Raw genomic sequence first — 13568 nt, 5'->3', positions numbered from 1 at the left:
AAACCATATGCATTATATTTCATATTCCCTTAGATTAATATTGGCTCTTATACAAAAAATTGGTCAAGATCGACTATTTTTACAAGATAGTCGTTTTTTGTAAAGATTGTCATGAAATCTCCTCCACCTTGCAAATACGCCATATTTAGTGAATTATGCTTTTTCACGATCGATATTATTGTTATCATAGCAACATTTCTAGTTTAAAGCTGTTGGTGTTGGGATACCATCCCATTTTGCATAATAAATTCATGGATAATGGGTCTCGTATTTTCTTCACATTTTAAGCTATAAAGAGCTCTTTTACTGTTTTCATATGGAACATATAATCAGATATATCACAGCAGCATTTTATTTTCCTAAATATCCTTAAACTCCTTCTTACATCTCAAAGGATAGAGATTTTCATTCGAATCAAGTCTGCAAACAATCCAGATTCTAAGGAATTTATCTTGATTTCCTAGTCATGTGATTCACTTAAACTAAAAGCTTTACAAACAAGTCTAAGAATATTCACCACGCACTAAGAAACACTTAATATTTAAGGAGGATGCCGTATATCACAGTCCTAAATGACAGTGTTTTACGGTACAACAAGATAATGCCACCAGTACAATAAATATCTTCCATAAATATGAGAACAGGAAATTGTAATTTCGTATAAGATTGGAATATGATATGAAAAGTAATGATACTGTATCTATCTTTATCTATCTTACATAGCTGCTAAAATAAGCAATCCGCAGCTGCTTTTAGTTGTATTGATAGCTTTTTAATCATACTCATCCATGACTCGAAATATTCTGATAAGTTCATAAACTCATAAAATAATTAGCTCAGAATATCGTGCAAAAGATGCAAAAAATCAGAGTACTGTCTCTATTCAACTCATCAAATATTACGTACTGCACCTTTTGAAGCAGATGTAGTCATCGCTGCATAAGCTTTGAGAGCCTTTGAAACTTTACGCTGACGCTTCTCAATCGGTTGCCAAGCGCCTTTTCCTTTTGCTTCCATCTTAGCACGGCGCTGCTTCATCTCAACGTCATCCACCAACATATGAATTCTACGATTTGGAATATCAATTTCTATGATATCCCCTTCTTCCACTAACGCAATTTCTCCTCCTTCCGCAGCTTCTGGTGAAATATGTCCTATCGAAAGCCCTGAACTTCCTCCTGAAAAACGTCCATCCGTAACAAGTGCACAAACCTTGCCTAATCCTTTAGATTTGAGATAACTCGTTGGATAAAGCATTTCTTGCATTCCAGGTCCACCACGTGGACCTTCATAACGGATTAAAACAATTTCACCTGTTTTAATCTTATCAGTTAATATAGCTGAAACAGCTGAATCTTGGCTTTCAAAAATTCTTGCCGGACCTTTAAAAGTTAAAATTGATTGATCAACGCCTGCTGTTTTTACAATACAGCCATCTTTTGCAAGATTTCCATAAAGAACTGCCAATCCTCCATCTTGTGAATATGCATGTTCCCTATTGCGAATCACACCTTTTTCACGATCAAGATCAAGGGTCTCATAGCGACAAGATTGGCTAAAAGCTGTTTGTGTCGGAATACCACCTGGAGCAGCACGATAAAATGCACGAACTGTTGGCTCATTAGTTTGCTTTACATCCCAGCGGTAAAGAGCTTCTTTCATTGTTTTTGCATGAACCGTATAAGTTGATGTATCAATGAGTCCCGCCGCATCCAGTTCGCCTAAAAGCCCCATAATACCACCAGCGCGATGAACATCTTCCATATGTACATTTGCAACAGCAGGAGCAACCTTACATAAAACAGGAACACGACGTGAAAGATGATCAATATCCGTCATGGTAAAATCCACCTCACCTTCTTGCGCCGCGGCTAAAAGATGCAGTACTGTATTGGTTGATCCCCCCATGGCAATATCAACGGTCATTGCATTTTCAAAAGCCTTGCGTGAAGCAATAGAGCGTGGCAAAACTGTTTCATCATCATTTTCATAATAACGCTTAACCAATGCAACAATCTGTTTTCCAGCTTCTTCGAAAAGCATCCGCCGATCTGCATGTGTTGCTAACATTGATCCATTTCCAGGAAGAGAAAGCCCCAATGCTTCCGTTAAGCAATTCATGGAGTTGGCCGTAAACATTCCTGAACAAGAACCACATGTAGGACAAGCTGCACGCTCCATTTCAGCAACTTCTTCTTCTGAATTTTGTTCTGAAGCTGCTGCAACCATGGCATCGACCAAATCAACCCTTAGATCTTGATCCTTCCATTTAATCTTACCTGCTTCCATAGGACCGCCAGAAACAAAGATTGTCGGAATATTCAACCGTAAAGCAGCCATTAACATACCAGGCGTAATTTTGTCACAATTAGAAATACAGACAAGTGCATCCGCACAATGTGCATTAACCATATACTCTACAGAATCAGCAATGATTTCACGTGAGGGCAAAGAATAGAGCATTCCATCGTGCCCCATCGCAATACCATCATCTACAGCAATGGTATTAAATTCTTTCGCAACACCACCGGCAACAGCTATCTGTTGTGCGACTAATTGCCCAAGATCTTTTAAATGGACATGCCCTGGTACAAATTGTGTAAAAGAATTCGCAATCGCAATAATGGGTTTACCAAAATCAGTATCTTTCATCCCTGTTGCACGCCAAAGTCCGCGGGCTCCTGCCATATTACGCCCGTGGGTTGATATTCTTGAACGGTAAGAAGGCATTATTTTTTTCCCCTCAAATAATTCCATTTTTCTTGTTGTGCTGTAACTTCATTATAAAAACAAGAGCTTTAATATTTAAAAGAGCAAAATACCTCGTACTGAGGCATTTGAAGCACAAAATTAAAAGCTCTGCATAAACTTTTTCATAAAGCCTTTGTTTTTTTCTTACCTGTTAATCAACATCTAATCCCTGTGCAAGTCCACGTTTGAGACAAATATCAAAACGCTTCAGTGTGGAACGAACTGTTCCAGATTTTTGTATGCCAGATTTGGTCAGTATATTGCATCTATCTGTTTGCGTAATTTCTGGAACAAGAAGACAGCCTCATTTGGAAAGAATATAAAGGCATCGTGGTAAAAATCTATCATCTCCTTACAATTCAGCTTTACACCTTTTAAACGCATTCATAGAAATATCTTTTAAATAATTATGACGCATTATCTCATGCTTTTGTTTTTACACTCTTCAATAGAGCTACTCCCCTCAGGAAGAACAAAACACACCAAACAAAATACACTTGTATAGCCTTTATGTACTCATTTTAAAGAGACATCTTTCAATGTAACTCGAGCCCATTTCACGATAGCGCCCATGAATGGTATAACAGCCCTCGTGAATAATATAAATCTATAAGAGACATCTTCACACTTATGAAGAAGAAAACTGACACCATCATACATTTTTTCATCCCCATATTGTGAATGTCTTTGGTAATTGAGACAATTAAAAAGAGATATTTTTATTCCTTTCTTCAAGTGTTTTTATCCACATGGCTCTCCCTGCTTATGACATAAAGCAAGTGACTTTAATTGTTTCAATATAAGAAGATCTCAAATGAGAGAACCTTATGATATTCGGGACTCTCATTCCAGTTGTAAAAAATTAATTATGAATATAAATCAATACTTAATCTCATTATAACCCACATTACACCCTTTACGAAAAAACAGATAGAATTTATAAAAGAGTACAGCTTTTTCTCGTAAGGTAATCTAGTGCAGAGTTACAATTTGTAGTTCATGCTCATTGGCTCCAGCAAGAGCGATAGAACGCTCATCGGATAAAATGATAGGATAACCTGTTTCACCAAAGAGAGCCCATATCGTAATGCCTGGGGTCATCGGTGGAAGATCTGGAAAGTTTTTAGCCAGATCATCTGTACAAACTTTTTTTAAATAGGCAATCTGTCCCGCATCAGAGTAGGATGTGTTCTGAAACGACAAGTTTTGTTTATGTTCTCCCATTTCACTGTTCCTTTACGCCTTAACTTTTATGACTCACCACTACTGACTTTAATTGGAATCTGTTTTATTTCTTTTTTTAATTTTGGTTGATACAGATTAATTGATAAAAGACCATTTTTCAACTCCGCATTTGTAACATGCATCCCTTCCGCGAGAACAAAGGTTCGCTGGAATTGTCGCGCAGCTATACCGCGATATAAATATTGATGATTTTGGTTGTCTGTTTGTTTACCATGAATAACCAATTGATTATCATCAAGCAAAATATTAAGATGGTTAATCTTAAATCCAGCAACAGCCAAAGTTATCCGGATATGATTTGCATCATCATTTTTATGCAAACGTTCAATGTTATAGGCTGGGTAAGCCTCATCAGCTTTACCGATACGTTGCAATATTTTTTCTACGGTTTCAAACCCTAAAAGAAAGGGATTGGAGAAAGGCGTCACATGTGTCATTCATGAGTATCCTCTTTAAAACGGCTTTACTTGACCACACTCTATAAAAGTGTTCGCTGCATTTCTCTCATATGGCGAGCGTGAATGATAACTTCAAGAGAGAAGATTTAAGAGAGTTCAATGCCTCAACGTACCATAAAATTGTCAAAAGTGCGAAATTTATCTGGTATATTATATAATGAAAATGAAATTGCAGAAATATTTCGCCGTTTTTCTGTGCAACGCCCAGCGCCTAAGAGTGATCTTATCTATACAAATATTTTTACGCTTTTGGTTGCCGTTGTGCTTTCGGCTCAAGCGACAGATGTAAGCGTTAATAAAGCGACAAAAGAATTATTTCGCCTTGCTGATCAACCGGAAAAAATGGTTGCATTAGGAGAAGAAGAAATAGCACATCATATCCGTTCAATTGGTCTTTGGCGTGCAAAAGCACGTAATGTTTATGCGCTTTGCAACTATTTAATTGATTATTATGGCGGTCAAGTACCCGATACGCGTGAAGCACTCATGGCCCTTCCTGGAGTAGGGCGCAAAACGGCTAATGTGGTCTTGAATGTTGCTTTTGGTCAACCTACATTGGCAGTAGATACACATATTTTTCGCTTAAGCAATCGTCTTGGTTTAGCGCCTGGCAAAACACCAGAAATTGTTGAGAAAAAATTATTAAAGATTATACCGGTTCATTATATTCGCCATGCACATCATTGGCTGATTTTACATGGTCGCTATATTTGTCAAGCCCGTAAACCACAATGTACGCAATGCATTATTGCCGATTTATGTAAAGCAGCCATCAAAACAAATGCAATTCCAGCACCTTTAGTTGAGCTTCAAGGCAATGGAGCGCCGATTTTTTTGTAATACGGTCTTGCAATTTTGTGTATACTAGCTTATGAAAACGTCTTTAAGAGCCGCCCGGCAGGGCATGCCGTGGCTGTTTAAATGCTTGTTCAAGCGTTGGTCCGCTTGAGTGAATAAAATTTTTGATTGAATAAATTAATGTACGGAGTAGCAAAATGCCCAAGATGAAGACCAAATCATCCGCTAAAAAGCGGTTTAAAATCACTGCGTCAGGCAAAATTAAAGTAGCAGCTGCCGGTAAGCGCCACGGCATGATTAAGCGTTCGAATAAATTTATTCGCGATGCACGTGGAACAATGGTTTTGTGTGAACAAGATGCTAAAAAAGTCATTCAGCATTATTTGCCGAATGGTATTTAAACCTTACGCTTTTGATTTTGAGGAGATTATAATATGGCTCGTGTGAAAAGAGGTGTGACAGCACACGCTAAGCACAAAAAAGTTCTTAAACAGGCTGAAGGTTTTTACGGTCGTCGTAAAAATACCATTCGTGCAGCTAAAGCAGCGGTTGATCGTTCAAAGCAATACGCTTATCGTGATCGCAAAAATAGAAAGCGTACTTTCCGTGCTTTGTGGATTCAGAGGATTAATGCGGCTGTTCGTGCAGAAGGTTTAACTTATGGACGTTTTATTGATGGCTTATCAAAAGCTGGTATTGAAGTTGATCGTAAAGTTCTTTCAGATATAGCAATCCACGAGGCGGAAGCATTTTCTGCTTTAGTTGCCTCGGCAAAAAAAGCTTTAGAATATTTAAAAGATACGACACCTAATGCTTTCGAAGGCGCTGTCAAATAAGCCAGTCGTGTTCTCTTAAAGCATTCATTTATTTGAGGTCCCGTGCTGGCTATTGCGAGTGCGGGTTTTTCTTTATTAAAAAATAGGCAAAAATATGAATGATATTGAGCGTCTGGAACAAGAAATTTGTTTAGCCTTAGAGGCAGCAGGTGATGAAAAAGCTCTTGAAGAAGTGCGTATTGCAGCATTGGGTAAAAAAGGTAGTATCTCTGAAAAATTAAAAGAATTAGGAAAAATGGATGCTGGCGAGCGTCATAAAGTTGGACCAGTTCTTAATGGATTAAAAAATCGTATTTTAGAATTATGGGCGCAAAAGCGTGATCTTCTGAAAAGACAGGCAATGGATGCCCGTCTTTCTCGTGAAACAGTTGATGTTACCTTGCCTGTTCGCTCTTCACCTATAGAACGGGGACGCATTCATCCTATTTCACAAGTGATTGAGGAAATTATTGCCATTTATACGAAGTTGGGTTTTTCTCTTGCAGAGGGACCTGATATTGAAACAGACTATTATAATTTTACGGCATTGAATTTTCCTGAAGGGCATCCAGCACGCGAAATGCATGATACCTTCTTTTTTGATGTTGATAAAATGGGAGAACGAAAATTATTGCGGACCCATACATCACCTGTACAAATTCGCACACTAGAAAGACAAAAAGCACCGATACGGATCATTATTCCTGGAAAAACTTACCGCATGGATTCGGATGCAACACATTCTCCCATGTTCCATCAGGTAGAAGGTCTTGTCATCGATAAAACCTCCACCATTGCCCATATGATGTGGCTACATGAAACCTTTTGTAAAGAATTTTTTGAAGTTCCCTCTGTAAAAATGCGTTTTCGTCCCTCTTTTTTCCCTTTTACCGAGCCATCTATGGAAGTGGATATTCAATGTGATCGTTCTGGTTCAGACGTAAAGTTCGGAGAAGGGCAGGATTGGTTGGAAATTTTAGGATGCGGAATGGTGCACCCTCATGTGTTGAAAAATGTTGGCTTAGATCCCGATGAATATCAAGGCTTTGCATGGGGAATGGGCATTGATCGTATTGCCATGTTGAAATACGGTATGCCTGATTTGCGGGCTTTTTTTGATGCTGATCTGCGTTGGTTAGACCACTATGGCTTTCGTTTCTTTGATATGCCTGCTTTTTTTCCTAATAGATAATGTGTGATCTTAGTCATCGCTTTCATGTGAGGTTTTAAAATGAAATTTACATTGTCGTGGTTAAAAGATCACTTAGAGACAAATGCATCTTTGGATGAAATTTGTGAGAAACTAACAGCTATCGGTCTTGAAGTTGACTCCGTTGATGATCGATCTTCTTTAAAAGGTTTTGTGATTGCAAAAGTTTTAACAGCAATAAAGCATTCTGATGCAGATAAACTCCAGATTCTGTCCGTCGATACAGGGACTTCCACACCTGTTCAAGTTGTCTGTGGAGCACCAAATGCGCGTGCAGGTCTTATTGGTGTTCTGGCACTACCAGGTACTTATATTCCAGGACTTGATGTAACATTATCTGTAGGAAAAATCCGTGGTGTTGAAAGTTTTGGGATGATGTGTTCACAAGCAGAGCTTGAATTATCGAATGAGCATGATGGGATTATTGAACTTCCAGAAGATAGTCCTATTGGAGGTTCATTTGCAGCTTATGCTGGTTTAGATGATCCGGTCATTGATATTGGTTTGACCCCTAATCGTTCCGATTGCACAGGTGTTCGTGGTATTGCCCGTGATCTTGCCGCTACAGGAATCGGACAATTAAAAGAATTGTCTTTACCAAAATTTGAGCCTTCCTTTGAAACACCTCTCAATGTTTCATTAGATTTTTCGCAAGATTCATCATTATGTTTAGGTTTTGCTTGGCGTGAAGTACGCAATGTTCAAAATGGCGAATCACCACAGTGGATGCAACAGCGTTTGAATGCAATTGGTTTGAGACCGATTAATGCGCTTGTTGATATGACCAATTACATCAGTTTTGACCTTGGTCGTCCACTCCATGTTTTTGATGCAGATAAAATTAAAGGTAATTTGTGTGTACGTTGTGCGCGTGAGGGAGAACAGCTTCAAGCCCTGAACGGAAAAATCTATCATTTGGGCGCTAAGAATTGTGTCATTGCAGATGACGAGGGAGTTGTTTCGATTGCCGGTATCATGGGCGGAGAAAGAACGAGTTGTGATGAAACAACACATCGCGTTATTATTGAATCGGCGCTTTGGGATGCGCAAAGCATTGCACAAACAGGAAGAGCATTAGGTCTTATCAGTGATGCACGTTATCGATTTGAACGAGGTGTTGATCCGGCTTTTATAGAAACAGGGCTTGAGATTGCAACAGAATTGGTCTTGCATCTTTGTGGTGGTGAAGTATCTAAGAAGAGGATCGTTGGCTATCAGCAACAAGAAATCAAACAGATCGCTTTTCCTTTTTCTGAAATTAAACGTTTAACAAATTTGGAAATAGAGCCTGAAAAAATCATCTCTATTTTAACAAAACTTGGATTTTTTGTTGAAGGAAAAGGAGATATCGTTACGGTAAAAGTACCATCATGGCGCCCTGATATTATGGGTAAAGCCGATTTGGTGGAAGAGATCATGAGAATTTATGGGTTAGATAAAATTAAACCTATTCCTTTGGAAAACTTCGTAGAAGAAAAAGATCAGATTGTAACATGCGCACAAATTCGTTCACGTGCTACACGTTTGGCTTTAGTGCAACGCGGTATGAAAGAAGCGGTAACATGGTCTTTTATTTCTGAAAATCAAGCTCTTGCTTTTGGAGGAGGTCAAGAAGAGCTTAAATTGGTTAATCCTATTGCTGCTGATATGTCAATGATGCGTCCTTCCCTTTTACCTGGTTTGATTATGGCGGCACAAAGAAATGCTGATCGTGGTTTTTCCGATCTTGCTTTGTTTGAAGTTTCCAGTATTTATGAGGGCGACACCCCTGATAAACAACACCGTGTTGTTAGTGGGATTCGTCGCGGAACAGAGCAATTTAAAGGTGCTGGGCGCTTTTGGAATGGAAATGCAACCGTCGTTGATGTTTTTGATGCCAAAGCAGATGCTTTAGCTATTTTAGAAGCATGTGATATGGATATTGGGAAAGTGCAGATTGAAGTTGGAGCACCAGATTGGTATCATCCTGGTCGTTCAGGTGTCATAAAACTTGGATCAAAGATTATTCTTGGTTTTTTTGGTGTTTTTCATCCTGCTACATTAGAAAAGTTAGATGTCAGTGGCCCTTTATGCGGCTTTGAAATTTTTCTAGACCGAATTCCAGAATCAAAGAAAAAAACGACCAAAAGCCGTCCTCCTTTGAAACTCTCACCTTTTCAAATGGTGCGGCGTGATTTTGCCTTTATAGCGGATAAAACTGTTGCCTCTTCTCTTATTATTCGGGCGGCAAGTGGAGCCGATAAAAAACTTATTCATTCAGTGCAGGTTTTTGATATTTTTGAAGATTTAAGCTTTGGTGAAGATAAAAAATCTGTTGCAATTGAAGTAACTATTCAGCCCATAGAACGGACTCTAACGGATGAAGATTTAGAAAAGCTTGCCTCAAAGATCGTGGATAATGTTACCAAAATGACAGGTGCATATTTACGCTACTGAGTATTCTCATTTTTTATGAGATATTTTACATGAAGTGGGAGCATCTTTGAGTGCTCCCTTTTTGTTTGGCATTCAAGAGCTATAGAACTTCTTGAAAGGGGACCTCCTTACCAAAACAAGCTGCTTAAATCATCAATTTTTTCAATATGAAAAAACTGTTTTTAAACATTTTGAAAAGTTATTTTTCTCTTAATCCTTCATTGCAAATGTAAAAGATAACTGCTATTGCTAAATGATAATGCAAATTATTTGCAATAAAAAGAAGGCATATAAAGGAAAGAGAAAACCAATGAACGTAAGAACGTTTTTCACCATAGTTTTTGGAAGTGTTATTTTTTTTACACCCAATTTTGCTTTGTGTGCTGGTAAATTTAAAGCTGTTACGACATTCACTATCATTGCTGATATGGCACGCAATGTAGCAGGTGATGCCGCTGATGTTGAATCCATTACAAAACCAGGTGCGGAAATTCATGAATACCAACCCACCCCACGCGATCTTATGCGTGCTCAGGGAGCTAACCTTGTATTGTGGAATGGTTTAGAGTTAGAGCTTTGGTTTGAAAAGTTTTTTCAAAATATCAAGGATGTTCCAAGTGTTGTTGTTTCAAAAGGTATTGTACCCATTAAAATTGGTGAAGGCCCCTTTAGCGGTAAACCTAATCCTCATGCGTGGATGTCACCGACCTCTGCTTTGATTTACGTTGATAATATTCGCGATGCTTTTGTAAAATATGATCCTGAACATGCTGAAATTTATAAACAGAATGCTGAAATTTATAAACAGAAAATTCGTGCAACGATTGATCCAATTAGGGCTGAATTAGAAGCTGTACCGCAAGACAAACGTTGGCTTGTGACAAGTGAGGGGGCTTTTAGCTATTTGGCACGTGATTTTGATCTAAAAGAACTTTATTTATGGCCCATCAATGCTGACCAACAAGGAACACCACAGCAGGTCAAGCATGTTATTGATATGGTTCGCAAATACAATATTCATGCAGTTTTTTCTGAAAGCACTATTTCCCCTGCGCCTGCTAAGCAGGTTGCCAGAGAAACAGGGGCTAAATACGGTGGTGTTCTTTATGTTGATTCTTTAAGTGAGAAAAATGGTGAGGTACCCACTTATATTGATTTATTACGTGTCACGAGTGGGCGTATTAGCAATGCTTTAGTAGAGGGAGTAAAAAGCCAATGACGGAATGTGGAATATTTGCCCAAGGAGTAACGGTAACATATCGTAATGGACATACAGCTTTACGCGAAGTGAATTTTGAAAGTCCAAAGGGTTCTATTACGGCATTGGTTGGTGTTAATGGATCCGGTAAGTCAACGTTATTTAAAGCGATTATGGGGTTTGTACGCCCCTCAAAGGGAAAAATTCGCATGTTTGATTTACCTGTTGATATAGCTTTGAAAAAAAACCTCATTGCTTATGTTCCTCAAAGTGAAGATGTTGATTGGAATTTTCCTGTCTTGGTCGAAGATGTTGTATTGATGGGGCGGTATGGTCATATGAATTTCTTTCGCTATGCCCGTACACAAGATTATGAAGCCGTTCGTATTGCCTTAGAACGCGTTGATATGTTGGCTTTTGCCAAGCGCCAAATTGGAGAACTTTCTGGTGGACAGAAAAAGCGTGTTTTCCTAGCGCGCGCTCTTGCACAGAAAGCAAAAGCTATTTTATTAGATGAGCCGTTTACAGGGGTTGATGTTACAACAGAAGATAAAATCATTGCTTTGTTACAAGATCTTCGTAAAGAAGGAGCAGTGATCTTGGTTTCAACTCACAATTTGGGTTCTGTTCGCGAATTTTGTGATCATACAGTTTTAATAAAAGGGACCGTTTTAGCTTCTGGGTTAACAGAAAAAATCTTTACAAAGGAAAATCTGGAGAAAACTTTTGGAGGGTCTTTGCACCACCATATTTTTGATCTTCAAACCACAAAAAAAAATGATGTTTTCATGGGAAGAAAGCAGTCTGCCGTTTGTGAAGATATTGAAAGAGTGGAGCACGTTGCATGATTTCTTGGTTGCTTGAGCCACTGAGCTATCAATATATGGTGAATGCAATGTGGGTTTCTGGGTTAGTTGGGTGTGTTTGTGCCTTTCTTTCGGCTTTTTTGATGTTAAAAGGTTGGTCATTGATTGGTGATGCACTTTCCCATTCGATTGTTCCTGGTGTAGCAGGAGCTTACCTTTTAGGGTTACCTTTTTCACTTGGCGCTTTTTTTTCTGGTGGTCTTGCAGCAGCAGCAATGCTCTTTTTTAACCACCGGACAAAGCTTAAAGAAGATACCATTATTGGGCTCATTTTTTCTTCCTTTTTTGCCTTTGGGTTGTTTCTCAAATCATTAAAACCAATGGCTGTTAATATTGATACGATTGTTTTGGGAAATATTTTAGCAGTTAGTTCAACAGATATTCTACAATTGGCTTTTATCGGCTTTGTTTCGTTGCTTATATTGCTTTTGAAATGGAAAGATCTTCTTGTTTCGTTATTTGATGAGACGCATGCGCATGCCATTGGATTAAACGTAAAGTTTTTAAAGATTCTCTTTTTCACATTGCTTGCCGCTTGTACCGTTGCTGCGATGCAAACCGTTGGAGCGTTCTTAGTCATTTGTCTTGTTGTGACACCTGGGGCAACGGCCTATCTTTTAAGTGATCGTTTCGTGAACATCTTGGTTATTGCAGTTGTAATTGGAACCTTCACAAGTATCTTGGGTGTTTATGTGAGTTATTTTTTGAATGCACAAACGGGGGGGGTTGTTGTGCTTTTTCAAGCATCTTTATTTGTTTTAGCTTTTATTTTTGCTCCTAAACATGGGTTTATTGCCGCGCGCTTACGCATAAATGCAGCAAAAAAGGGTGTAATATTATCATGATTGATCAATTACTGCTTCCGTTTCAGTTTTCTTTTATGCTTAAGGGTATGCTTATTGTCATGATTCTTTCTATTCCCATGGCGATGCTTTCCTGTTTTCTTATTTTGAAAGGATGGGCGCTGTTAGGGGATGCCATTTCTCATGCAGTTTTTCCAGGTGTTGTTGTTGGTTATATGACAACACCATGGGTAATCGCATTTTTAACTTCTTTGCCATTTGCTTGGTTTCAGCATATGCGTCCAGAGAATATTACAATGACTTTGATTACTTGCGGTGCTTTTGTTGCAGGAATGGTGTGTGCACTATTAACGGGTTTTTTAGGGAGCAATAGCCGTATCAAACAGGATACGGTGATGGGCGTGGTCTTTTCTTCAATGTTTGGTTTAGGGCTTGTTTTAGCCACATCTATTTATAGTAGCTTAGATTTGAATCATATTCTATTTGGTAATCTCCTGGGTGTTAACTGGCTTGATATAACGCAGACGGCAATCATTTCTGCTGTTGTCACTTTTATTTTAGCAGCAAAATGGCGCGACTTTATGCTGTATATTTTTGACACAGTTCAAGGACGTGCAATGGGGTTACCAATATCTCTACTCCACTATACCCTTCTAACGATGATTTCTCTTACAATTGTTGCCGCTTTGAAAGCTGTCGGTATCGTGCTCGTTATTTCTTTACTGATAGCACCAGGAGCAATTGCCTATCTTGTCACAAAGCGGTTTTCTTTTATGTTAATGATCGCGATACTTGTTGCAGCTTTTTCTGGTTTTTTAGGGATTTATCTCAGCTTATTTATCGGCTCTGATTCTGCTTCCACAATTGTGTTGATCTTGACATTGATTTTTATGGCTATTTTCATGATGATTTTCTTTCGTCGAAACACAGTTCAAGAAACTTGAAAGTGTTAAAATTCATGCATATCAGCCATGCATTTTTATATATTGTTTCTCATTTTTATTTTAAT

At 38.5% G+C, this 13568-nt stretch carries 12 protein-coding genes; 9 read left to right on the top strand and 3 right to left on the bottom strand.

Translation table 11 applies throughout. The features are described from left to right. Positions 1 to 891 precede the first annotated feature (891 nt). The 3 genes from ilvD to PVV63_RS01165 form a co-directional block, all read right to left on the bottom strand. Positions 892 to 2730 (bottom strand): dihydroxy-acid dehydratase, encoded by a 1839-nt coding sequence (gene ilvD, locus PVV63_RS01175; protein ID WP_273790257.1) that lies wholly within the window; start codon positions 2728 to 2730, stop codon positions 892 to 894. Positions 2731 to 3723: 993 nt separating this feature from the next. Next, a complete protein-coding gene (locus PVV63_RS01170; RefSeq protein WP_012754519.1) occupies positions 3724 to 3975 on the bottom strand; it encodes a DUF1150 domain-containing protein in 252 nt (83 codons plus the stop codon). 26 nt (positions 3976 to 4001) lie between these two features. Continuing rightward, a complete protein-coding gene (locus PVV63_RS01165; RefSeq protein ID WP_012754518.1) occupies positions 4002 to 4433 on the bottom strand; it encodes an Hsp20 family protein in 432 nt (143 codons plus the stop codon). A 120-nt stretch (positions 4434 to 4553) separates the two neighbouring features. Here PVV63_RS01165 and nth point away from each other — a divergent pair, with 120 nt between their 5' ends. From nth to PVV63_RS01120, 9 genes are all read left to right on the top strand, one after another. Beyond that, positions 4554 to 5294, top strand: a complete 741-nt coding sequence (gene nth / locus PVV63_RS01160; RefSeq protein WP_273790256.1) for an endonuclease III — start codon at positions 4554 to 4556, stop codon at positions 5292 to 5294. Between the two features lie 155 nt (positions 5295 to 5449). Next, on the top strand, positions 5450 to 5653 hold the full coding sequence (rpmI, locus tag PVV63_RS01155) for a 50S ribosomal protein L35 (protein WP_183193590.1): 204 nt from the start codon (positions 5450 to 5452) through the stop codon (positions 5651 to 5653). 33 nt (positions 5654 to 5686) lie between these two features. Then, a complete protein-coding gene (rplT, locus tag PVV63_RS01150) occupies positions 5687 to 6088 on the top strand; it encodes a 50S ribosomal protein L20 (RefSeq protein ID WP_012754515.1) in 402 nt (133 codons plus the stop codon). 94 nt (positions 6089 to 6182) lie between these two features. Then, positions 6183 to 7259: a phenylalanine--tRNA ligase subunit alpha gene (gene pheS / locus PVV63_RS01145; protein ID WP_273790255.1), complete on the top strand. Its 1077-nt coding sequence runs from the start codon at positions 6183 to 6185 to the stop codon at positions 7257 to 7259. Positions 7260 to 7298: 39 nt separating this feature from the next. Then, positions 7299 to 9713, top strand: a complete 2415-nt coding sequence (pheT, locus tag PVV63_RS01140) for a phenylalanine--tRNA ligase subunit beta (protein WP_273790254.1) — start codon at positions 7299 to 7301, stop codon at positions 9711 to 9713. Positions 9714 to 10002: 289 nt separating this feature from the next. Next, positions 10003 to 10911 (top strand): metal ABC transporter substrate-binding protein, encoded by a 909-nt coding sequence (locus tag PVV63_RS01135; RefSeq protein ID WP_273790253.1) that lies wholly within the window; start codon positions 10003 to 10005, stop codon positions 10909 to 10911. Continuing rightward, positions 10908 to 11738, top strand: coding sequence for a manganese/iron ABC transporter ATP-binding protein (locus PVV63_RS01130; RefSeq protein WP_273790252.1), 831 nt, complete (start codon positions 10908 to 10910; stop codon positions 11736 to 11738). Before PVV63_RS01135 ends, PVV63_RS01130 begins: the two co-directional genes overlap by 4 nt. Continuing rightward, positions 11735 to 12601, top strand: a complete 867-nt coding sequence (locus tag PVV63_RS01125; RefSeq protein ID WP_273790251.1) for a metal ABC transporter permease — start codon at positions 11735 to 11737, stop codon at positions 12599 to 12601. Before PVV63_RS01130 ends, PVV63_RS01125 begins: the two co-directional genes overlap by 4 nt. Beyond that, the gene (locus PVV63_RS01120; protein WP_273790250.1) at positions 12598 to 13503 is read left to right on the top strand and encodes a metal ABC transporter permease; all 906 of its coding nucleotides are present in this window, start codon (positions 12598 to 12600) and stop codon (positions 13501 to 13503) included. The genes PVV63_RS01125 and PVV63_RS01120 overlap by 4 nt, the downstream gene beginning before the upstream one ends. Positions 13504 to 13568: the final 65 nt, after the last annotated feature.

The sequence above is a fragment of the Bartonella sp. CM31XJBT genome (genome assembly GCF_028618555.1).
Taxonomy (GTDB): Bacteria; Pseudomonadota; Alphaproteobacteria; order Rhizobiales; family Rhizobiaceae; genus Bartonella.
This window is presented reverse-complemented; position numbering and strand designations above follow the sequence as displayed.